The organism is Streptomyces sp. NPDC040718, from assembly GCF_055593565.1.
Genome location: NZ_JBVIXO010000001.1, coordinates 846882 through 867813, shown reverse-complemented (window position 1 = coordinate 867813; position 20932 = coordinate 846882). Strand labels below are relative to the sequence as shown.

The window sequence follows — 20932 nt, the reverse complement described above, 5'->3', positions numbered from 1 at the left end:
CTGTGACGCTGGCCGTGGGTGCGGCCCTCCTGTCCGGATGCGGCATCCGGGCCACGACCGTGCCGGTCGACGTGGGCGCGGCCCCGTCGCGGGTGTCCTGCGAGACCGCCGGACAGCAGGCGGGCCAGAGCGGGGTCCAGGGCTTCCGGGCCACGGTGGAGCTGGTGTGCGGATCGCAGCTGGTGGGTGTGGAACGCGTTGTTCCCGTCCCCGAGAAGCGCGCCACGGGGCAGCCCGTGGTGCTGGTCGCGCAGGCGCTGCTGGAGGAACTGGAACGCAGCCCGTCGGCGGAGGAACGCGACGGCGGCTTCACCACCAGCGTCCCCGACCAGCTGGCCGCCGTCCCGGCCCGCCCCGGCGACCCGGCGGGAACGCTGCGGCTCAGCCGCAAGCCGGAGGACCTCCCGCCGGTGGCGCTGGCGCAGATCGTGTGCACCCTGTCGGCGAGCGAGGCCGTCTCGGCCGGCCCGGGCCCGGTGGTCCTCGGCGGCCCGAACGCCGACCCGCCACGCGCGTGGGAGTGCACGGACGCGGTCCGGTCCCGCCCGGAGTCCGTCCCGACCCTGGGCGACCTGGCCTCGCCGACGCCGGTGGCGTCGCCTTCGGCGTCGTAGGGGGCGGGGGCGTACGGGGCTTGCGGCGCGGGCCGGCCATCTCCCCCTCGAGGGGGTGGGGGCGGGACGGCGGCTGCCCACCCGCCCCCTTGTCTGCGGGCCGGTGGGGTGGGGAGCGGCGTCCTGCCCAGGCGGTCTCATGGCCGGTTTGGGGGTTTCCCGTCAGTCCCATCGTCCTTCCGTGTCGTGCCGGTCCCTCAAGGGCGCTCCTTCGTCGCGTCGCTGCGCGATGTCGCTTCGCTCCACTCTTGACCGACCGACCCGCCCCGGAAAGCCGGAAGACTGACGGGAAGCCCCCAAAAGAACGGCACGGTCCAGAGGGGGAGGGGCGGGTCTCTCAGCGATGAGGCGAGGGGCCGGGGGTCGGCCGGCCGGGCATCCGGGCCCTCAAGAGCCGAGATTCCGGGCCGGGGCGCGGCCATGCGCACGAGAGGTTCATCAGAGCGACCTGCGGCGCCCCCAGGCGCGCCAGATCGCTACGCGCTCCCGTCGTCTCAGCGTCCGACGACCGTCCGGGGCTGATACCCGCACCAGAGGTCGATCAGACCAGCTCAGGGAGCGGACGGGCGCGTGAGATCGCTACGCGCTTTTCTGGTCTCGGCGGCTGACGGCCGTCCGGGGCTGATCGGATCGCCGGGGGATCAGGGCTGCTCGCCCATGGCTGCGCGGAGCCAGTCCAGGGTGCCTTGGGCGAGGAGTTCGTCGGCGAGGCGCTGGGAGGTTTCGGTGGTCAGGCGGGCGCGGCTGTTGTCGATCCAGCGTTGGGCGTTCGCGTAGCCCTGTGCCTTGTACTCGATGCCCTGGAGCATGCACTCAAGCTTGTCGGCGTCCCGGGCGCAGATCGATTCGGGTGTTTCCTTGGCCTCGTATTCCGCTACGAGTTCTTGGATGGTTGCGGCGAGGAGGTCGGGCATGCCGGCCGTCTGGTCGGCCGTGATCGCGGCGGGGTCGGCGGACGGGGAGTACTTCTTGCCCAAGTGATTCACGTCGCCGCTGCGGGTTTCCTGGGTGTCGTGCCACACGGCGAGGAAGGCTGCGCGGGCCGGGTCCGCGCCCTCCAGCTTGGCGATGACGGAGGCGATCAGGGACGTGCGCCAGGAGTGCTCGGCCACACTCTCGGGGTTGTTGATGCCTGCCATCCACCAGCCCGTGCGGCGTGCGTTCTTGAGCGTTCCGGCTTCGTAGAGGAATCGCGCCACCGCGGACAGGTCGTCAGCCACGTCTGTCTCCTTCTCACGCCTCAGCGAGGCGGATTGCGTACCGAATGCCTTCAAGCTCCCGACGCGATCCGGTCGAGGGCTCGGTGCCATCCAACAGCACGGGCATCCGGGCCCGCAGGTCTCGGGTAGTGGAAGTGGCCGTCTTCAGGAGGCTGGGGCGGGCCGCCAGGAGTGCCCAGAGGGTGTGCACGTTCAGGTCGAAGTAGCCGTGTTGCGGCCTGAGCCCCTTCACCAAATGCTGGAAGAGCTTGTGTCCTTGCCAGGAGGCGGGATCGGTCTCCACGATGAAATCATCGGAGAGCTGGGGGTGCGCGGCCTCGCCGGTCCAGTACGCCCAGTAGTTGAGGTTGGCGGTCTCTCCCAAGTCATCGCCTTCGAGCGTGGCGGAGATGAAATGCCCCATGCGCTCCCGGTCACCTTGACGGGCCGCAACGGCGGCCACGGAACGGGCATTGAGCCAACGGGTGAGCCAGTCGTTGGGTCGTTCCGCCTTTTGCTGCTGCATCAGCCAGTCGACGGTGTCCTCTGCCTGGTCGTAGCCCGCGAGGTACAGGGCTTGGCGGCGCAGCAGGAACTGGTCGGCGGCACGTGCCTCCTCGGCTGTCGTGCGCAGGTACTGGAAGAACCGGGTGCGTTCTGCCACGTCCAACTCGGGCCCTCTTGGCACCGGGCCGCGCCGGGAGCGAATCGAAGGCGGCAGCGCACGCATGGACTCCGGCGCTTCGCCGTTCAATGGCCAGGCCAGGATTTCCACCAGGTCGCGTTGCATGACCCACGAGCCGAGAGGGCTGATGCTGGCCGACTTATCCCCTTCGAGGGCACTCAGCAACAGGACGTCTGACTCCATCGCCCTTTCCAAGGCGGTGAGTAAGGCTGCCGGAGTCCCCATGTGCATGAGCCGATGACGGTGTCCGAGCATCTGACCGACGGAGAGAGCCGTGAGCGGCCGTCTGCCGGATTCCCATCCCGCGATGGCGTCCGTCGAGAGGTGAAAGGCCTCCGCGAGGGTCTCCTGAGTGTGGCCGAGCTGCTCCCGGATGACCCGGAAGACATACCCGGAAACCGTCCCGAGACGGCTGGGCCGTCGACTTCCCGGACTGATGGTCAGGTTGGTACGTCCCTTGCCGACCACAGCACCTCCAGGCCCTCGGATTCTCCGCCAAGTACCCGTACCAACAGTCACTTCGACCGGTCGGGCGATGTACCTACGCTCGTAGGACAGTGACAAGCAGACCACTCAGCGTAGCGACATGGGGCCGTCTTGAACGCAGCAGAGAAGGATGCCGCCAGCGCACAGCCTCCGGGCGGCAAGCGTTTTGTCGTGTCCTGGCCGGAGCCGGAAGGCGTTTCCGCACCAAGTCCGGAGCTTCTCGCCCGAGCGCGCGCCGGGTGGGAGCGCTTCGTCGATTCCATGGAGGAGGACATGAGTGAGTGCTACGAGTACATCCCCCACAGGCTCCTTCGCCGCCGCGTGCGCGACATCGCGTCCGGTACTGAGGGCGTGCTGATGGCGGTGATCAACGAGAACGTCTCCGACACCGGCATCGAACGCTGGATGGAGCTCGCTTACATCCGCAACGCCTCCGGCCGCGAGTTCACCACGGCAGTCACCAACATCGAGCCGGCCACCCACTGACCCTCAGGAGAGCCATGTCTACTCCGCTCCCGCCGCCCCCGTGCAGCACCAAGCCCGCCGCCCCACCCACGCCGGCGCTGGGTGGTCTCCTCACTCCCCTCACCCCCACCCACCCCGACCCCCGGACGCCCACCGGTCTAGAACTCTGACGCCCCTCTGGCGCCGGTATCAGCCCGAGAGGGCCGCCGGCCGCCGAGACCAGAGGAGCGCGTAGCGATCTCAGGCGTCCATCCGATCCCTGGGCTGCTCTGTTCGTCCTCTGGTGCGGATATCAGCTCAGGGCGGTCGCCGGACGCTGAGACGACAGGAGCGCGTAGCGATCTGCTGCGCCCGGGGGCTCCGGAGGTCGCTCTGGTCGACCTCTCGTGCGGGTAGTCGCGCCCCTGGCCCGGGATGGCGGCTCTTGAGGGCCCGGATGCCCGGCGGGCCGGCGCCCGGCCCCGCCGTCCGTCCCTGACAGGCCCGTCCCTGCTCCTCTGGACCGTGCCGTTTCTTTGGGGGTTTCCCGGCAGTCTTTCGGCTTTCCGGGGCGGGCCGGTCGGTCAAGGGTCGCCGAAGGCGATCGCGTAGCGACGCGACGAAGGAGCGCCCTTGAGGGACCGGCCCGCCCCGGAAGGACGATGGGACTGACGGGAAGCCCCAACCCTCCCTGAGACCGCCCAAGGGGACCCCGCCCCCACCCCCCCGAGGGGGAGGTAGCCGGCCTCCGCCGCAAGCCCCGTACGCCGACGGCCCCCTCAGCCGAACTTGAGTTCTAGTGATCGTCGCAACACCCCAGCCTGGGGAGTGCGATGGACTTCGAGATCCGGGACCGTTCGGTCAACCGGGGACCACGTCGGCTGACGGATGAACGGCATGCCTACCTTCAGCTCATGCAGCAAGGCGTGAGTCATCGGGAGGCATGCCGGATCGTCGGCATCAACTATCGGACGGGGAAGCGGTGGCGTAACGGCCGAGCCCCGTCCGGCAGGACCGGAGGGGCGCTACCGCTCACAGCGGTAGCGCCCTCGTCCGGTCCTTCGCGTTATCTGCGCGAGGCGGACCGGATCCACATCGCGGACCGGCTGCGTGAGAAGGCCGCCGTCCGGACTATCGCGGCCGAGCTGGGCCGCAGCCCGTCCACGGTCAGCCGCGAGATACGCCGCAACCGGCACCCGGTCAACGGCCAGTACCGGCCGCACGCCGCTCAGGCCCGCGCCGATGCCCGCCGGCCCCGCCCAAAGCCCGGCAAGATCGGTCAGAACCCCGAGCTGCGGGACTACGTCCAGGACGGCCTGGACCGGAAGTGGAGCCCGGAACAGATCTGCGAGAGTCTGCGCCGGACGTTCCCCGACCGGCCGGAGATGCACGTGGTCCACGATGGGACCAGGGCTCGGAGATGGCCGCGCATGGCTCCTTTACCTTCGCCACCGACATCCCGGTCCACTTCTGCGACCCCGCCAGCCCCTGGCAGCGCGGCTCGAACGAGAACACGAACGGGCTGCTCCGTCAGTACTTCCCCAAGGGCACCGACCTGTCCGTCCACAGCCGTGAGCACCTCGAAGCCGTCGCCGCCCAGCTCAACGGCCGCCCACGCAAAACGCTCGGCTGGGAAACCCCAGCCGAGCGCCTGCATAAACTGCTCGCGGCCTAACCAACCGACCACGTGTTGCAACGATCCCTAGAAACCGCCCCGAAGCTGAGGGGGCCGTCGCGGCGCTGAGGACGCGGGCTCAGAGGCCCATCGCCGCCGCGAGGTCCTTCTTCACCGCGTCCAGGATCTCCTGGCCCCGGACGCGGGCGCTCGCCAGGTCGGAGGCTTCGGCGACCGGGACGACCACCTCCAGGTAGCACTTGAGCTTGGGCTCCGTGCCGGACGGGCGGCAGATGACGCGGGCCTTGTAGTCGCCGTCCAGGTAGTAGCGCAGGCCGTCCGTGGGCGGAAGCTTCTCAGTGCCCTGCGACAGGTCCTCCGCCGAGACCACCCGCAGGCCCGCCAGGGAGGCCGGGGGCTCGGCGCGCAGCTGCGCCATGGCGTTGGCGATGACCGACAGGTCCGAGACGCGGACCGACAGCTGGTCGGTGTGGTGCAGGCCGTGGGCCATCGCCAGGTCGTCCAGCAGGTCGGTCAGGGTGCGGCCCTGCTCCTTGAGCGTGGAGGCGAGCTCGGCGACCAGCAGGGCGGCGGTGATGCCGTCCTTGTCGCGGACACCCTCGGGGTCCACGCAGTAGCCGAGGGCTTCCTCGTAGCCGTAGCGCAGGCCCTCGACGCGGGCGATCCACTTGAAGCCGGTCAGGGTCTCCTCGTAGCCGACGCCGGCCGCCTCCGCGATCCGCCCGAGGAGGGAGGAGGAGACGATCGACTCGGCGAAGACGCCCTGCGCGCCCTTGTGGACCAGGTGGGCCGCGAGCAGCGCGCCGACCTCGTCGCCGCGGAGCATGCGCCAGCCGCCGTTGTCCGGGACGGCGACCGCGCAGCGGTCGGCGTCCGGGTCGTTGGCGATGACGATGTCGGGCTGGACCTCGGCGGCCTTCGCGAAGGCCAGGTCCATGGCGCCCGGCTCCTCCGGGTTCGGGAACGCGACCGTCGGGAACGCCGGGTCCGGCTCCGCCTGCTCGGCGACGAGCACCGGGGCGGGGAAGCCGTGGCGGGCGAAGGCGGCGAGGACGACGTCCTTGCCGACGCCGTGCATGGCCGTGTAGACGGTCCGCACGCCCCGGGGGGAGCCGGGGGTAAGGACGGCGTCCGTGCGGGTCAGGTAGGCCTCCAGGACCTCCTCGTCGAGCTGCAGCCAGCCGTCCGAGGGCCGCGGTACGTCGGCCAGCGCGCCGACGGCCGCGATCTGCGCCGCGATCTCGGTGTCCGCGGGGGACACGATCTGGGAGCCGTCGCCGAGGTAGACCTTGTAGCCGTTGTCCCGGGGAGGGTTGTGGCTCGCGGTCACCTCGACGCCGGCGACGGCGCCGAGGTGCCTTATGGCGTACGCGAGGACGGGCGTCGGCAGCGGCCGGGGCAGGACGGCCGCGCGCAGTCCGGCGCCGGTCATCACGGCGGCGGTGTCGCGGGCGAAGTCGGCCGACTTGTAGCGCGCGTCGTAGCCGACGACGACCAGGCCGCCGTCGTGCCCCTGGGCCTTCAGGTAGGCCGCGAGGCCCGCCGCGGCGCGGATGACCACGGAGCGGTTCATCCGCATCGGACCGGCGCCGATCTCGCCGCGCAGTCCGGCGGTGCCGAACTGGAGCGTGCCGGAGAAGCGGTCCGCGAGCTCGGCCGTGTCGCCGGCGTCGATCAGGGCCGCGAGCTCCGCCGCCGTCTCCGGGTCGGGGTCCTCGGCCAGCCAGGCCCGGGCCCGGGTGAGGAGGTCGTCCTGTTCCTGCACTGCTTCCGCCTTACCTCTCGTACGTCGGTCGATGTCGATCGTCGGGTGTCGATCGTCGGGTGTCGATCGTGTCGATCAGATGCGGGCGAGGACCTGCGTGAGCAGCGTGCCCATGCGGGCGGCGGAGTCGCGGCCGGCCTGGAGGACCTCTTCGTGGTTCAGCGGCTCGCCGGACAGGCCCGCGGCCAGGTTGGTGACCAGGGAGATGCCGAGCACCTCGGCGCCGGCCTCACGGGCGGCGATGGCCTCCAGCACGGTGGACATGCCGACCAGGTCGGCGCCCATGACGCGGATCATGTTGATCTCGGCCGGGGTCTCGTAGTGCGGGCCGGGGAACTGGACGTAGACGCCCTCTTCGAGGGTCTCGTCGATCTCCTTGCACATCGCGCGCAGGCGCGGGGAGTACAGGTCGGTGAGGTCGACGAAGTTCGCGCCGACGATCGGCGAGGTGGCCGTCAGGTTGAGGTGGTCGCTGATCAGGACCGGCTGGCCGGGCTGCATGCCCTGGCGGAGGCCGCCGCAGCCGTTGGTCAGGACGACGGTCTTGCAGCCGGCGGCGACGGCGGTGCGCACGCCGTGGGCGACGGCGGCGACGCCGCGGCCCTCGTAGAAGTGGGTCCGGCCGAGGAAGACCAGGGCGCGCTTGTCGCCGATCTTGTACGAGCGGATCTTGCCGCCGTGGCCCTGGACGGCGGCGGGGGGGAAGCCGGGCAGCTCGGTGACGAGGAACTCGGACTCGGGGGCGCCGAGCGCCTCTGCGGCGGGGGCCCAGCCGGAGCCCATGACGAGGGCGACATCGTGGGATTCGACGCCGGTGAGCTCGCGGAGGCGGGCGGCGGCGGCGTCGGCGGCGGCGAAGGGGTCGGTAACAGATGCGTTCACGCAGACGAGCGTAGCCGCTTATCGCCTACGCGCGTAGATGGCGCAGCTCACGGTGTTCGGATCGTTGCCTTGTCGTTTCCGCCGAATCGTCCCCCTCCGCCCGTGCGGGCGGGGGCCGGTGGGCCTCAGCAGGGGCGCTTGCGGAGTTCCATGACGTAGTCGTGCGGAGCGCCGGCCGACTCGGCGGCGTCCGCGATCTCGCCCAGGTAGCGCGCCGAGGGCAGGCCGCCCTCGTAGCCGTTGAGGACGTAGCACCAGGCCGCCTCCTCGCCGTCCAGGGTGTGGACGCGGATCCGCATGCGGCGGTAGATGTCGAGGCCGACACCCTCCCAGCGGTCCATGGAGTCCTCGTCCAGCGGGGCGATGTCGTACAGGGCGACGAACACCTGCTGGCGGGGGGCCTCCACGATGGTGGCGAGGGCGCCCTCCCAGCCCATCTGCTCGCCGCCGAAGGTCAGCCGCCAGTCGTTGATCCAGCCCGTTCCGCGCAGCGGCGAATGGGGAGCGCGGCGCGTCATCAGCCGCGGGTCGAGGTTGCCGGCGTACGCGGCGTAGAGCGACATGAGGTCGAGGGTACGGGAGGGTCGCCCCGGCACGCGTGTCCGGATGGTGCGAGCACCTTGAAGCGTGCGGGACAATGGGGCACGGAATGCATCCCCCGGGGAGAACCCCCGGAACACCGGCCGGGGCGGCAGCCGGCCGGGTAGACGTGAGGCGGACTTTTCGTGACCCGGATCGTGATCATCGGCGGCGGACCCGGCGGGTATGAGGCAGCCCTGGTGGGGGCCCAGCTCGGCGCGGAGGTGACCGTCGTCGACTGCGACGGTCTGGGCGGGGCGTCGGTGCTGACCGACTGCGTCCCCTCGAAGACCCTCATCGCGACCGCAGAGGTCATGACGACCTTCGACTCGTCGTACGAGGAGCTGGGGATCGTCGTCGCGGACGACACCCCGCACATCGAGCAGGCCGCGCGCGTCGTCGGCGTGGACCTCGGCAAGGTGAACCGGCGCGTGAAGCGCCTCGCCCTGGCCCAGTCCCACGACATCACCGCGTCCGTGACCCGGGCCGGCGCCCGCGTCATGCGCGGCCGCGGCAAGCTCGGCGGCCCGCAGGGCATCGACGGCACGCGGGACGTCATCGTCACCGCCGCCGACGGCACGGAGACGATCCTCACCGCCGACGCCGTGCTGATCGCCACCGGCGGGCACCCCCGCGAGATCCCGGACGCGATGCCCGACGGGGAGCGGATCCTGAACTGGACCCAGGTGTACGACCTGGAGGAGCTCCCCGAGGAGCTCATCGTCGTCGGCTCCGGTGTGACCGGTGCCGAGTTCGCCGGCGCGTACCAGGCGCTGGGCTCCCGGGTGACCCTGGTGTCCTCGCGCGACCGCGTGCTGCCGGGTGAGGACCCGGACGCGGCCGCCGTCCTGGAGGACGTCTTCCGCCGCCGCGGCATGAACGTCATCGGCCGCTCGCGCGCCGAGTCCGCCAAGCGGGTGGGCGACCGGGTCGAGGTCACCCTCTCCGACGGCCGTGTGATCACGGGCACCCACTGCCTGATGGCGGTCGGCGCGATCCCGAACACCAAGGACATGAACCTGGAGGAGTCCGGGGTCCGGCTCAAGGAGTCCGGGCACATCTGGACCGACAAGGTGTCGCGCACGTCCTCGCCGGGCGTGTACGCCGCCGGCGACGTGACCGGGATCTTCGCGCTCGCCTCCGTCGCCGCCATGCAGGGGCGCATCGCGATGTACCACTTCCTCGGCGACGCGGTGGCCCCGCTGAACCTGAAGACGGTCTCCTCGAACGTCTTCACCGACCCCGAGATCGCCACCGTCGGCTACACCCAGGCCGACGTGGACGCCGGCAAGATCGACGCCCGCGTGGTGAAGCTGCCGCTGCTGCGCAACCCGCGCGCCAAGATGCAGGGCATCCGGGACGGGTTCGTGAAGCTGTTCTGCCGTCCGGGCACCGGGATCGTGGTGGGCGGCGTCGTCGTCTCGCCGCGCGCGAGCGAGCTGATCCACCCCATCTCGATCGCCGTCGACAACAACCTGACCGTCGAGCAGATCGCAAACGCGTTCACCGTGTACCCCTCGCTGTCCGGTTCGATCGCCGAAGTGGCCCGCCAGTTGCACACCCGCAAGGCGGGCGGCGAGGCGTAAGGAGTCCCGCCCCGAGGCCCAACCGCCTCTTCCCGTACGCGGGTTGGGGCGGAAGCCGAGGTGGGGCGGGAGCGCGTGGTGGCGCGGGCCGGCAGCGGGCCCGCCGCGTATACCACCTGCCGGGGCACCGTATGGACAACTTCGGTATTCCGGCGCAAAGAGCTGAAAGCAGACGGTCGTTGGGGTTACTGTCAGTTTCGTGTTCGCTGCTGAACGTCGCCAATTGATCCTCGAAATGGTGCGGGCCAACGGTGCGGTATCGCTCCGTGAGCTCGCCCGCGTCGTCCAGACCTCCGAAGTGACCGTACGGCGGGACGTGCGGGCACTGGAGGCAGAAGGACTCCTCGACCGCCGGCACGGCGGTGCGGTTTTGCCGGGCGGTTTCACGCGGGAGTCCGGCTTTCCGCAAAAGTCCCATCTCGCGACGGCGGAGAAGACCGCCATCGCCGATGTAGCGGCCGGCCTCGTCGAAGAAGGCGAGGCCGTCGTCGTCGGCGCGGGTACCACGACCCAGGAGCTGGCCCGCCGGCTCGCGCGGGTGCCCGGTCTGACCGTCGTCACCAACTCGCTGCTCGTCGCCCAGGCGCTGGCGCACGCCAACCGGGTGGAGGTGGTGATGACCGGCGGCACGCTGCGCGGCTCGAACTACGCCCTCGTGGGCAGCGGCGCCGAGCAGTCCCTCCAGGGGCTGCGGGTCTCCCGGGCCTTCCTGTCCGGGAGCGGCCTGACCGCCGAGCGCGGGCTCTCCACGTCCAACATGCTCTCCGCGAGCGTGGACCGGGCGCTGGTGCAGGCGGCGGCGGAGGTCGTCGTACTGGCCGACCACACGAAGCTCGGCACGGACACGATGTTCCAGACCGTGCCGACGGACGTGATGACGCGGCTGGTGACGGACGAGCCCCCGCAGCACGACGAACGTGCGGCGACGGAGCTCCAGGCGCTGGCCGACCAGGGCGTGCAGATCACCGTGGCGGGGTCGGCGCCGGTGGCCGGCGGCGGCGCCGGCGGCCACGGGGAGGGCATGCCGGGGCGCAGGCCGCGGCGGGAGACCCCGCTGCCGGTCCAGCGGCGCGGCGGGCCCACCGCCCAGCTGCGCAGCGCCCCCGCGTCGCTGCTGGAGCAGCAGGCCGGGGAGCGGGCGCGGGTCGCGGACATGCGGCGCCGCTAGCCGCTCGGCGGAGCCGGTGTGCTGCCGGGCCGTCCCCGCCAGGGCGGCCCGTCGGACAGCGGCCGGATGCGCGAAGGCCCCCGCCCGGGATCCCGGGCGGGGGCCTTCGCGTGAGCGGGCGGGGTGTCAGTCCTTGATCTCGCAGATCGTGGCGCCCGAGGTGAGGGACGCGCCGACCTCGGCGGTCAGGCCGACGACGGTGCCGGAGCGGTGCGCGTTCAGCGGCTGCTCCATCTTCATCGCCTCCAGGACGACGACCAGGTCGCCCTCGTTGACCTGCTGGCCCTCCTCGACCGCGACCTTGACGATCGTGCCCTGCATCGGGGACGCCAGGGTGTCGCCGGAGGCGGCCGGGCCGGACTTCTTGGCGGCGCGGCGCTTCGGCTTGGCACCGCCCGCGGCGGCCGTGCGGGCCAGGGTCATGCCCAGCGAGGACGGGAGGGAGACCTCCAGGCGCTTGCCTCCCACCTCGACGACGACCGTCTCGCGGCCCGGCTCGTCCTCGGTCTCCTCGGCCGCCGGAGCGGCGAAGGGCTTGATCTCGTTGACGAACTCCGTCTCGATCCAGCGGGTGTGGACCTTGAACGGGGTGCCGTCGGCCGGGGCGAAGGCCGGGTCGGCGACGACCGCGCGGTGGAAGGGGATGGCGGTGGCCATGCCCTCCACGTTGAACTCCGCCAGGGCGCGCGCGGCGCGCTGGAGGGCCTGCTCGCGGGTGGCGCCGGTGACGATCAGCTTGGCGAGCAGCGAGTCCCAGGCGGGGCCGATGACCGAGCCGGTCTCGACGCCCGCGTCCAGGCGCACGCCGGGGCCGGTCGGCGGGGCGAAGAGGGTGACGGTGCCGGGGGCGGGCAGGAAGTTCCGGCCCGGGTCCTCGCCGTTGATGCGGAACTCGAAGGAGTGGCCGCGCAGCTCGGGGTCGCCGTAGCCGAGCTCCTCGCCGTCGGCGATGCGGAACATCTCGCGGACGAGGTCGATGCCGGCGACCTCTTCGGTCACCGGGTGCTCGACCTGGAGGCGGGTGTTGACCTCCAGGAAGGAGATGGTGCCGTCGGTGCCGACGAGGAACTCGACGGTGCCCGCGCCGACGTAGCCGGCCTCCTTGAGGATGGCCTTGGACGCGGCGTAGAGCTCGGCGTTCTGGGCTTCCGTCAGGAAGGGGGCCGGGGCCTCCTCGACGAGCTTCTGGTGGCGGCGCTGGAGGGAGCAGTCGCGGGTGGAGACGACGACCACGTTGCCGTGCGAGTCGGCGAGGCACTGGGTCTCGACGTGGCGCGGCTTGTCGAGGTAGCGCTCGACGAAGCACTCGCCGCGGCCGAAGGCGGCCACGGCCTCGCGAACGGCGGACTCGTAGAGCTCCGGCACCTCTTCGAGGTTGCGGGCGACCTTGAGGCCGCGGCCGCCACCGCCGAAGGCGGCCTTGATGGCGATGGGCAGGCCGTGCTCCTGGGCGAAGGCGACGACCTCGTCGGCCCCGGAGACGGGGTCGGGGGTGCCCGCGACCAGGGGGGCCCCGGCGCGCTGGGCGATGTGGCGGGCGGCCACCTTGTCGCCGAGGTCGCGGATGGCCTGCGGCGGCGGGCCGATCCACGTCAGGCCGGCGTCGAGCACGGCCTGGGCGAAGTCGGCGTTCTCGGAGAGGAAGCCGTATCCGGGGTGGATGGCGTCCGCACCGGAGTCCGCGGCGGCCTGCAGGACCTTCGCGATGTCGAGGTAGCTGGCTGCCGGGGTGTCACCGCCCAACGCGAAAGCTTCGTCTGCCGCGCGGACGTGCAGGGCGTCCCGGTCCGGATCGGCGTAGACGGCTACGCTCGCGATCCCGGCATCCCGGCAGGCCCGAGCAACGCGGACAGCGATTTCGCCACGGTTGGCGATGAGCACCTTGCGCACGATGGCTCCCTCCTTGAAACAAGCTGAGTTTAGGGACTGCCGACACGGCCTTACGACCCTTCCCCGGTGGTGACCTTGCCCACACGGAGCGTGATTCGATTGCCCCTTGAGTGCGATATCCCGTGTGTCGCCCCAGGTCAGGGAGATCCCCGACTGCACAGTAACCCCGTTGGGAGGGGCAGGTCTCTGTTCGGCGGGTCAGCGGCCCCCGCTGATTCTTTGTGGAGTCCCTACGAACGGCCTATGCATTCTTTGAGTGAGAGCCGTCACGGTCACCCGTGCGGCGCCTTTCCCGTAACGAAGCGGGCCCGGACTCTTGTCCGAAGGTTTACTCGTTAGTAGCCTCCCTGGCGTCGAACACGCTTGTGGCGTGGGAGGGATGGGGGCGTCGTGCTGCGCAGACTCGTGGCGGGGCTGGCCGCGATCACGCTCGTCGCGGAGGCTGCCGTCCTCGTGCTCGTCCACGTCGTGCTGGGCCGGACGACCGAGGCCCAGTCGATGTCCATCGCGGGCATGGATTCGGATGTCATGTCCACGGCAACCTATGGGATGGGTGCCGGCCTGGGCGCCTTCCTCCTGCTCTGCGCCGTCCTGGCCGCCGTCGCCGCCCTGCGCGACCGCCCGCCGGGCCGCCCCGCCCGCGTCGTGCTCGTCGTCGCCGCCGTCACCCACGGGGTGCTCGGCTCCATCGCCGCGGCACTCGTCGGCTGGGGCGCCTTCGCGGCGACGATGGCGATCCTGTGCCTCCTCGTACTGACCCTGATGCTCTACGGCGGGCCGGAGGCCGGGCAGCCCGCCGAGCGGCCCGGTGGGAGCCTCAGGCCCACAAGTCCGTGATGGACACGTCCAGTTCGCCCAGCAGCGAGCGCAGCAGCGGCAGCGACAGCCCGATGACGTTCCCCGGGTCCCCGTCGATGCCGTCGATGAACGGCGCCGACAGGCCGTCCAGGGTGAACGCCCCGGCCACGTGCAGCGGCTCGCCGCTGGCCACGTACGCCGCCACCTCCGCGTCCGTCGGCTCGCCGAAGCGGACCGTCGTGGAGGCCGTCGCCGAGACCTGACGGCCGGTGGCCGTGTCGATCACGCAGTGGCCCGTGCGCAGCACCCCGGCCCGGCCGCGCATGGACTTCCAGCGGGCCGTGGCGTCGGCCGCGTCGGCCGGCTTGCCGAGCGCCTCGCCGTCCAGCTCCAGCACGGAGTCGCAGCCGATCACCAGGGCGCCCGCGGCCTCCTCCAGGCCCGCCACCACGCCCGCCTTGGCCTCGGCCAGGGCCAGCGCCAGGCCGGCCGGTTCGTCGTGGTCGAGGGTGTCCTCGTCGAAGCCGCTGACGATCACGTGCGGGGCGAGCCCGGCCTGCCGCAGCAGGTTCAGCCGGGCGGGCGAGGCGGAGGCGAGGACGAGCGTGCGTACGGTCATGGGGGCCATCGTAGGGCGGCCGCCGGACCCGTCCCCGGCCGCGGCCCTAGAAGGGGGGTACGCCGAGGACGTACACCGCGACCACCATCGCCAGTACGAGGACCACCAGCATCCGCCGGAGCATCGCCTGGGCGTCGCGCATGTCCTTCGGGGGCTCGTTCTTCGGGTCTGACCAGAGCATGCTCCGATCCTGGCCCCCGGTACGCCGGTGGCGCCTGAGTACGGGTACTCAGGCGCCACCGTCCGTTCGCGCCATCTTCCGGAACCCGGGGCTCAGCCCTGTCCGGGCCAGTACGTACGGCCCCACGCGCGCGGCCCGGGCAGCATCTGGCGCCGCCGGGCCACCCGGGTCGGCGAGGCCCACTCGTCCGGGATCCGGGGCGCGCCCGACGGGGCCGAGGCCAGCGCCGCCGCGCGCGCTTGGACCACCGCCAGTGCGGCGGCCAGCTCCTCGGGGGTCGGGTTGCCCTTGACGACCTTGATCACCACAGAGTCCTCCTGGAGGGCCTAGAGGGGGATGTTGCCGTGCTTCTTCGGGGGCAGCGACTCCCGCTTCGTACGCAGCTGCCGCAGCCCCTTCACCACGTGCGCGCGGGTCTCGGACGGCATGGTCACCGCGTCGATGTAACCGCGCTCGGCGGCGGTGTAGGGGTTGAGCAGGGTGTCCTCGTACTCGGTGATGAGCCGTGCCCTGGTCTCCTCCACCTCCTCGGGAGCGGCCTCCGCGATGGTGCGCCGGTGCAGGATGTTCACCGCGCCCTGTGCGCCCATGACGGCGATCTGGGCGGTCGGCCAGGCGAGGTTCAGGTCCGCGCCGAGGTGCTTGGAGCCCATGACGTCGTAGGCGCCGCCGAAGGCCTTGCGCGTGATGACGGTGATGAGGGGAACGGTCGCCTCTGCGTACGCGTAGATCAGCTTCGCGCCGCGCCGGATGATTCCGTTGTACTCCTGGTCGGTGCCGGGGAGGAAGCCCGGGACGTCGACGAACGTCAGCACCGGGATGTTGAAGGCGTCGCACGTACGGACGAAGCGGGCGGCCTTCTCGGAGGCGTTGATGTCCAGGCAGCCGGCGAACTGCATCGGCTGGTTGGCGACGACGCCCACCGGGTGCCCCTCGACCCGGCCGAAGCCGGTGAGGATGTTCGGCGCGAACAGGGACTGGGTCTCCAGGAACTCCGCGTCGTCCAGCACGTGCTCAATCACAGTGTGCATGTCGTACGGCTGGTTCGCACTGTCCGGGATCAGGACGTCGAGTTCCAGGTCGGCGTCCGAGACCTCGGTGTCCGCCTCCTCCGGGAAGGCCGGCGGCTCGGAGAGGTTGTTCGACGGCAGGTACGCGAGCAGCGACTTCACGTACTCGATGGCGTCCTTCTCGTCACCGGCCATGTGGTGGGCGACGCCGGACGTGCTGTTGTGCGTACGGGCCCCGCCCAGCTCCTCGAAGCCGACGTCCTCGCCGGTGACCGTCTTGATGACGTCCGGGCCGGTGATGAACATGTGCGAGGTCTGGTCGACCATGACCGTGAAGTCGGTGATCGCCGGGGAGTACACGGCACCGCCGGCGCAGGGACCCACGATCAGGCTGATCTGCGGGATCACCCCGGAGGCGTGCACGTTGCGGCGGAAGATCTCGCCGTACATGCCCAGCGCGCTGACGCCCTCCTGGATGCGGGCGCCGCCGGAGTCGTTGATGCCGACGAGGGGGCAGCCGGTCTTCAGCGCGAAGTCCATGACCTTCATGATCTTCTGGCCGTAGACCTCGCCGAGGGCCCCGCCGAAGACGGTGAAGTCCTGCGAGAAAACGGCCACCGGGCGGCCGTCGACCGTGCCGTAGCCGGTGACGACGCCGTCGCCGTAGGGGCGGGTCTTCTCCAGCCCGAAGGCGGTCGAACGGTGCCGGGCGAACTCGTCCAGCTCTACGAAGGACCCCTCGTCCAGCAGCAACGCCACTCGCTCACGTGCCGTCAGCTTGCCCTTGGCGTGCTGCTTCTCGACGGCACGCTCGGAACCGGCGTGCGTGGCTTCCTCGACGCGGCGCCGCAGGTCCGCGAGCTTGCCCGCGGTCGTGTGCATGTCGATCGGCTCTGAGGGTTGGGACATCGGGGTCGCGGCTCCCTGTGTGGTGTCAACTGCCTGGTCAATTGATTGACTGCTGCTGGCTACTGGTGCGTAGCGTATCGGCGGGCATGGCGCTCGGCAGTGCGGCGTTTGACACACCTACATTTACTTGCATGACTCCACAAGATGCTTCAGCCGGAGCGGGTCAGGGCCGCTGGTCGAGCCTGGACCGCCCGCCCCTGAACGCCTCCGCGCTCACGAAGGCGCTCGTCGCGCCGGACGGCCTGTGGACCTCCCTGGAGGTCGTCGCCGCCACCGGGTCCACCAACACCGATCTCGCGGCCCGGGCCGCGGAACTGTCCGAGGGCGCCGTGCTGGTCGCCGAGGAGCAGACGGCCGGACGCGGACGCCTGGACCGCAGCTGGGTCGCGCCGGCCCGGTCGGGACTGTTCTTCTCCGTGCTCCTCAAGCCGGGCGCCGGCGTGCCGCAGGAGCGGTGGGGGTGGCTGCCGCTGCTGGCCGGCGTGGCCACGGCGGCCGGGCTCTCGCGGGGAGCGGGCGTCGACACCGCGCTCAAGTGGCCGAACGACCTGCTGGTGAACGTGGAGGGGGAGGAGCGCAAGACCGGGGGCATCCTCGCGGAGCGGGTCGAGGACGGGGTGGTCCTCGGGATCGGCCTCAACGTCACCCTCACGGAGGACGAGCTCCCCGTACCGGCGGCCGGGTCCCTGGCCCTGGCCAAGGCGGCGGTGACCGACCGGGAGCCGCTGCTCAAGGCCGTGCTGCGGTCCCTGGAGGAGTGGTACGGGCGCTGGCGCGACGCGGCCGGCGACCCGGCGGACAGCGGCCTCCAGGAGGCGTACGCGGCCGGCTGCGCGACGCTGGGCCGCCACGTCCGCGCGGACCTGCCGGGCGGGCGCGAGCTCACCGGAACGGCCGAAGCACTGGACGCGGAAGGGCGGCTGGTGATCCGTACGGCCGACGACGCCCGTGAGGCGGTGGGCGCGGGGGACGTGGTGCACCTGAGGTCCGTGCGCTAGCGCTGCCGCTCGGGGGCGCGGGTGGTTCCGGGTGCGGCGCCGCCGCCGGGGATGCTCCCGCGCCCCGGACCCCCGCGCCCCGGTAGCCCGCGCCCCGGTAGCCCGCGCCCCGGACGCCGGCGGGCCGGGCCGGTCGACCGGCTCGATCGGGCCGGGACCGGAACTGGGGGAGTGAGCTACGGCACACCTGCCGTATGGTTTAGGCGATCCCGGTCCTCCCGGTGATCACCCGGTTCGGCAGCGCGCACGGAATGGACAGGAGGCGGCCCTTGACCGTCGACGACTCTACGTCCAGCGCGTCCGGCTCGGCCGGGAACCCGGGCACCCCGATCGGGCGTGACCAGCACACGCCGTTCCACGAGGTCGACCACGCGGCGCAGCCGACGGCCGACCCGCTCGCCATCCGGCTGGAGCAGCTGATCCTGGGCGCCGAGCGGCGGTACACGCCGTTCCAGGCCGCCCGGAGCGCGGGCGTGTCGATGGAGCTGGCCTCGCGGTTCTGGCGGGCCATGGGCTTCGCGGACATCGGGCAGGCCAAGGCCCTGACGGAGGCCGACGTACTGGCGCTGCGGCGCCTGGCCGGCCTGGTGGAGGCGGGGCTGCTGAGCGAGCCGATGGCGGTGCAGGTGGCCCGGTCCACCGGCCAGACCACCGCCCGGCTGGCCGAATGGCAGATCGATTCCTTCCTGGAGGGGCTGACCGAGCCGCCCGAGCCGGGCATGACCCGCACGGAGGTCACGTACCCGCTGGTCGAGCTGCTGCTGCCGGAGCTGGAGGAGTTCCTCGTCTACGTGTGGCGCCGCCAGCTGGCGGCGGCGACCGGCCGGGTGGTGCAGGTCGCGGACGACGAGGAGATGGTCGACCGGCGCCTCGCGGTGGGCTTCGCGGACCTGGTGGGCTTCACCCGGCTGACGCGCCGGCTGGAGGAGGAGGAGCTCGGAGAGCTCGTCGAGGCCTTCGAGACGACGGCGGCGGACCTGGTGGCCGCGCACGGCGGCCGGCTGATCAAGACGCTGGGCGACGAGGTGCTGTACTGCGCCGACGACGCGGCGACGGCGGCCGAGATCGCGCTGCGGCTGATCGAGACCATGGAGGCGGACCCGCAGATGCCGGAGCTGCGGGTCGGGATCGCCTTCGGGACGGTGACGACCCGGATGGGCGACGTCTTCGGTACGACGGTGAACCTGGCGAGCCGGCTGACCTCCATAGCCCCGAAGGACGCGGTGCTGGTCGACGGGGCGATGGCCGAGGAGCTGAGCCGGACGGGCGCCGCGCCGAAGTCCGAGAAGGACGCCGAGAACGAGGAGGGCGGCGGCGCGTACCGCTTCGCGCTCCAGCCGATGTGGCAGCGGCCGGTACGCGGTCTGGGGGTCGTGGAGCCCTGGTCGCTGACGCGGAGGACACCTAAGATCCCGGGGTAACGATCGTTAACCGGGAGGGTGGCAGGATGTCTGAGCAGCGCTTCGGAGAGTTCGTGGCGGTGCGGCGGCACGGTGGCGGCGACGTGGTCGCCGAGCTGGTGCTGGACCGGCCGAAGGCGATGAACGCCGTTTCCACGGAGATGGCGCGCTCGGTCTCCGCGGCGTGCGCCGCGCTCGCCGCGGACCCCGGCGTACGGGTCGTCGTACTGACCTCCACCCACGAGCGCGCGTTCTGCGTCGGCGCGGACCTCAAGGAGCGCAACTCCTTCTCCGACGCCGAGCTGGTGCGCCAGCGGCCGACCACCCGGGGCGCCTACGGGGGCGTGCTGGAACTGCCGATGCCGACGGTCGCGGCGGTGCACGGCTTCGCGCTGGGCGGCGGCTTCGAGCTGGCGCTGGCCTGCGACGTGATCGTGGCCGACGAGACGGCGGTGGTGGGCCTGCCCGAGGTGTCGGTGGGCGTGATCCCCGGCGGCGGCGGTACGCAGCTCCTGCCGCGCCGCGTCGGTGCCGCCCGGGCGGCGGAGCTCATCTTCACGGCCCGCCGGGTGGAGGCGGCCGAGGCGCTGTCCCTGGGCCTGGTCGACGAGGTGGCGCCGGCGGGCGGAGACCGCGCGCGGGCCCTGGAGCTGGCGCTGACGATGGCCGCGAACTCCCCCGTCGGGCTGCGCGCCGCCAAGCGGGCGCTGCGGCTGGGGCACGGGATGGACCTGGCGGCGGGCCTGGAGATCGAGGACGCGGCCTGGCGGACGGTGGCCTTCTCCGGGGACCGGGCGGAGGGCGTGGCGGCCTTCAACGAGAAGCGCAAGCCGAACTGGCCGGGGGAGTAGCCGACAGCCGCCCGGATCGGCCGCTCGGGGTGACCGACGGTCACCCCAAGCAGGGCTAACTGTCACTAAATCGGATAAAACTCCCTAGTCTGGGGTGATGGGAGTTGACGGGCGGCTGCGGGCCGTCGTGGCACTCGCGCAGGCCATGGCGGCGGCCTGCGCCCCGCGGGACAGCGTCCGGGCGGCCGCACGGGGTGCCCGGCTGGCGATGGACGGCTCGTTCGCCGCGATCTCGTCCTGGGAGCGCGAGCGCGGGCGGCTGCGGGTCCTGGTGAACGAGGGCGAGCGGCGGGCCGGGGAGGAGGAGTTCCCCGAGGACGAGTCCTACCCCGTGCACGACTTCCCCGAGATCACCGAGTTCCTGCACGAGCGCTGGGCGGGCGGCGGCGGCCCGCACGCCTGGGTCGAGAGCGCGGTCGGCGACCGCCCGGGCCGCCGCGGCGACGCCCTGCGCCGGCGCGGGCGCGGTACGTGCGTGGTCGCGCCGATCGTGCTCAGCGGGCGGGCCTGGGGCGAGCTGTACGTGGCCCGGGACGAGGGGCTGCCGGACTTCGACGAGGACGACGCGGAGTTCGCGGCGGTGCTGGCCGCGGTGGTGGCGGCCGGGCTCGCGCAGAACGAGCGCCTGGAAGAGGCCCGGCGCCTCGCCTTCACCGATCCGCTGACCGGCCTGGCGAACCGCCGGGCCGTGGACATGCGGCTGGACGAGGCGCTGGAGGAGCACCGGCGCAGCGGGGCGGTGGTGAGCCTGGTGGTGTGCGACCTGAACGGCCTCAAGCGGGTCAACGACACCCTGGGGCACGCGACGGGCGACCGGCTGCTGGAGAGGTTCGGGTCGGTGCTGAGCCTGTGCGGGGCGATGCTGCCGGGGGCGCTGGTCGCACGGCTGGGCGGGGACGAGTTCTGCCTGGTCAGCGCGGGGCCCTCGGCGGACGAGGTGGTCCGGGTCACCGGGGAGGTGTGCGTACGGGCCGCCGAGCTGGAGCTGGGCGAGGGGGTGGCGTGCGGGGTCGCCTCCACGGGGGACCCGATCGGGCCGGTGAAGTCCTCCCGGCGGCTGTTCCGGCTGGCGGACGCGGCGCAGTACAAGGCGAAGGCGGCCCGTTCGGCGCAGCCGGTGGTCGCGGGGCGCGACACGGCGGTGGTCCGCCTGGCCGACGCCGCGGCCGCCCGCGAGGGCCGCGGCGAGCGCCGCCGCTTCCGGGGGCGGCAGTAGGGGCGGCCCGTCGGAA

The 20932-nt window shown here is 71.9% G+C and carries 19 protein-coding genes and 2 pseudogenes; 11 read left to right on the top strand and 10 right to left on the bottom strand.

Going from position 1 to position 20932, the window contains the following annotated elements; all coding sequences use genetic code 11:
• Positions 1-2 precede the first annotated feature (2 nt).
• A complete protein-coding gene (locus ACZ597_RS04005) occupies positions 3-614 on the top strand; it encodes a hypothetical protein (protein ID WP_471324558.1) in 612 nt (203 codons plus the stop codon).
• A 641-nt stretch (positions 615-1255) separates the two neighbouring features.
• Here the strand turns inward: ACZ597_RS04005 and ACZ597_RS04000 are convergent.
• Both ACZ597_RS04000 and ACZ597_RS03995 read right to left on the bottom strand, forming a co-directional pair.
• Positions 1256-1834: an HD domain-containing protein gene (locus ACZ597_RS04000; protein WP_471324555.1), complete on the bottom strand. Its 579-nt coding sequence runs from the start codon at positions 1832-1834 to the stop codon at positions 1256-1258.
• 13 nt (positions 1835-1847) lie between these two features.
• On the bottom strand, positions 1848-2966 hold the full coding sequence (locus tag ACZ597_RS03995; RefSeq protein WP_471324552.1) for a helix-turn-helix domain-containing protein: 1119 nt from the start codon (positions 2964-2966) through the stop codon (positions 1848-1850).
• A 291-nt stretch (positions 2967-3257) separates the two neighbouring features.
• Between ACZ597_RS03995 and ACZ597_RS03990 the strand changes: the two genes are divergently transcribed.
• The 3 genes and pseudogenes from ACZ597_RS03990 to ACZ597_RS03980 form a co-directional block, all read left to right on the top strand.
• Complete coding sequence (locus tag ACZ597_RS03990; protein WP_471325139.1) at positions 3258-3470, top strand: hypothetical protein; 213 nt, start codon at positions 3258-3260, stop codon at positions 3468-3470.
• Positions 3471-4261: 791 nt separating this feature from the next.
• Positions 4262-4561: pseudogene (locus tag ACZ597_RS03985) on the top strand (helix-turn-helix domain-containing protein); the annotation flags it as partial.
• A 269-nt stretch (positions 4562-4830) separates the two neighbouring features.
• Positions 4831-5103: pseudogene (locus ACZ597_RS03980) on the top strand (IS30 family transposase); the annotation flags it as partial.
• 79 nt (positions 5104-5182) lie between these two features.
• On the opposite strand, the gene ACZ597_RS03975 reads toward ACZ597_RS03980, so the two are convergent.
• From ACZ597_RS03975 to ACZ597_RS03965, 3 genes are all read right to left on the bottom strand, one after another.
• Positions 5183-6829: a phospho-sugar mutase gene (locus ACZ597_RS03975; protein WP_471324549.1), complete on the bottom strand. Its 1647-nt coding sequence runs from the start codon at positions 6827-6829 to the stop codon at positions 5183-5185.
• 75 nt (positions 6830-6904) lie between these two features.
• A complete protein-coding gene (locus ACZ597_RS03970) occupies positions 6905-7711 on the bottom strand; it encodes a purine-nucleoside phosphorylase (protein ID WP_471324546.1) in 807 nt (268 codons plus the stop codon).
• 125 nt (positions 7712-7836) lie between these two features.
• The gene (locus ACZ597_RS03965) at positions 7837-8274 is read right to left on the bottom strand and encodes a gamma-glutamylcyclotransferase family protein (RefSeq protein ID WP_007266087.1); all 438 of its coding nucleotides are present in this window, start codon (positions 8272-8274) and stop codon (positions 7837-7839) included.
• A 162-nt stretch (positions 8275-8436) separates the two neighbouring features.
• Between ACZ597_RS03965 and ACZ597_RS03960 the strand changes: the two genes are divergently transcribed.
• Complete coding sequence (locus tag ACZ597_RS03960) at positions 8437-9876, top strand: NAD(P)H-quinone dehydrogenase (RefSeq protein WP_471324542.1); 1440 nt, start codon at positions 8437-8439, stop codon at positions 9874-9876.
• Positions 9877-10111: 235 nt separating this feature from the next.
• Positions 10112-11044: a DeoR/GlpR family DNA-binding transcription regulator gene (locus tag ACZ597_RS03955; RefSeq protein WP_471325136.1), complete on the top strand. Its 933-nt coding sequence runs from the start codon at positions 10112-10114 to the stop codon at positions 11042-11044.
• A 126-nt stretch (positions 11045-11170) separates the two neighbouring features.
• Here the strand turns inward: ACZ597_RS03955 and ACZ597_RS03950 are convergent, their stop codons facing one another.
• Complete coding sequence (locus ACZ597_RS03950) at positions 11171-12934, bottom strand: acetyl/propionyl/methylcrotonyl-CoA carboxylase subunit alpha (protein ID WP_471324539.1); 1764 nt, start codon at positions 12932-12934, stop codon at positions 11171-11173.
• A 390-nt stretch (positions 12935-13324) separates the two neighbouring features.
• On the opposite strand from ACZ597_RS03950, the gene ACZ597_RS03945 reads away from it, so the two are divergent.
• Positions 13325-13771 (top strand): hypothetical protein, encoded by a 447-nt coding sequence (locus ACZ597_RS03945; protein ID WP_471324536.1) that lies wholly within the window; start codon positions 13325-13327, stop codon positions 13769-13771.
• Here the strand turns inward: ACZ597_RS03945 and ACZ597_RS03940 are convergent.
• The 4 genes from ACZ597_RS03940 to ACZ597_RS03925 all read right to left on the bottom strand — a co-directional run bounded on the left by ACZ597_RS03940 (position 13752) and on the right by ACZ597_RS03925 (position 16451).
• Entirely contained in the window at positions 13752-14360 is a 609-nt protein-coding gene (locus ACZ597_RS03940) for a Maf family protein (protein WP_007266093.1), read from the bottom strand. The genes ACZ597_RS03945 and ACZ597_RS03940 overlap by 20 nt on opposite strands.
• 37 nt (positions 14361-14397) lie before the next feature.
• The gene (gene mmpB, locus ACZ597_RS03935; protein ID WP_267033075.1) at positions 14398-14532 is read right to left on the bottom strand and encodes a morphogenic membrane protein MmpB; all 135 of its coding nucleotides are present in this window, start codon (positions 14530-14532) and stop codon (positions 14398-14400) included.
• A 92-nt stretch (positions 14533-14624) separates the two neighbouring features.
• Positions 14625-14837: an acyl-CoA carboxylase epsilon subunit gene (locus tag ACZ597_RS03930; protein WP_471325133.1), complete on the bottom strand. Its 213-nt coding sequence runs from the start codon at positions 14835-14837 to the stop codon at positions 14625-14627.
• A gap of 21 nt (positions 14838-14858) precedes the next feature.
• Complete coding sequence (locus tag ACZ597_RS03925; protein WP_471324534.1) at positions 14859-16451, bottom strand: acyl-CoA carboxylase subunit beta; 1593 nt, start codon at positions 16449-16451, stop codon at positions 14859-14861.
• A gap of 131 nt (positions 16452-16582) precedes the next feature.
• On the opposite strand from ACZ597_RS03925, the gene ACZ597_RS03920 reads away from it, so the two are divergent.
• The 4 genes from ACZ597_RS03920 to ACZ597_RS03905 all read left to right on the top strand — a co-directional run bounded on the left by ACZ597_RS03920 (position 16583) and on the right by ACZ597_RS03905 (position 20916).
• Entirely contained in the window at positions 16583-17449 is an 867-nt protein-coding gene (locus ACZ597_RS03920) for a biotin--[acetyl-CoA-carboxylase] ligase (RefSeq protein WP_471324532.1), read from the top strand.
• 269 nt (positions 17450-17718) lie between these two features.
• Positions 17719-18870 carry an adenylate/guanylate cyclase domain-containing protein gene (locus ACZ597_RS03915; RefSeq protein ID WP_471324529.1) on the top strand — a complete coding sequence of 384 codons (1152 nt, stop codon included), beginning with the start codon at positions 17719-17721 and terminating at the stop codon, positions 18868-18870.
• A 26-nt stretch (positions 18871-18896) separates the two neighbouring features.
• A complete protein-coding gene (locus tag ACZ597_RS03910; protein WP_471324526.1) occupies positions 18897-19700 on the top strand; it encodes an enoyl-CoA hydratase/isomerase family protein in 804 nt (267 codons plus the stop codon).
• Between the two features lie 97 nt (positions 19701-19797).
• Entirely contained in the window at positions 19798-20916 is a 1119-nt protein-coding gene (locus tag ACZ597_RS03905) for a GGDEF domain-containing protein (RefSeq protein ID WP_471324523.1), read from the top strand.
• Positions 20917-20932 lie beyond the last annotated feature (16 nt).

Coding starts and splice junctions, on each gene's coding strand:
- mmpB (WP_267033075.1), bottom strand. CDS start 14,532: ATGCTCTGGTCAGACCCGAAGAACGAGCCCCCGAAGGACATGCGCGAC.
- ACZ597_RS03905 (WP_471324523.1), top strand. CDS start 19,798: ATGGGAGTTGACGGGCGGCTGCGGGCCGTCGTGGCACTCGCGCAGGCC.
- ACZ597_RS03920 (WP_471324532.1), top strand. CDS start 16,583: ATGACTCCACAAGATGCTTCAGCCGGAGCGGGTCAGGGCCGCTGGTCG.
- ACZ597_RS03910 (WP_471324526.1), top strand. CDS start 18,897: ATGTCTGAGCAGCGCTTCGGAGAGTTCGTGGCGGTGCGGCGGCACGGT.
- ACZ597_RS03990 (WP_471325139.1), top strand. CDS start 3,258: ATGAGTGAGTGCTACGAGTACATCCCCCACAGGCTCCTTCGCCGCCGC.
- ACZ597_RS03940 (WP_007266093.1), bottom strand. CDS start 14,360: ATGGCCCCCATGACCGTACGCACGCTCGTCCTCGCCTCCGCCTCGCCC.
- ACZ597_RS03965 (WP_007266087.1), bottom strand. CDS start 8,274: ATGTCGCTCTACGCCGCGTACGCCGGCAACCTCGACCCGCGGCTGATG.
- ACZ597_RS03955 (WP_471325136.1), top strand. CDS start 10,112: ATGGTGCGGGCCAACGGTGCGGTATCGCTCCGTGAGCTCGCCCGCGTC.
- ACZ597_RS03925 (WP_471324534.1), bottom strand. CDS start 16,451: ATGTCCCAACCCTCAGAGCCGATCGACATGCACACGACCGCGGGCAAG.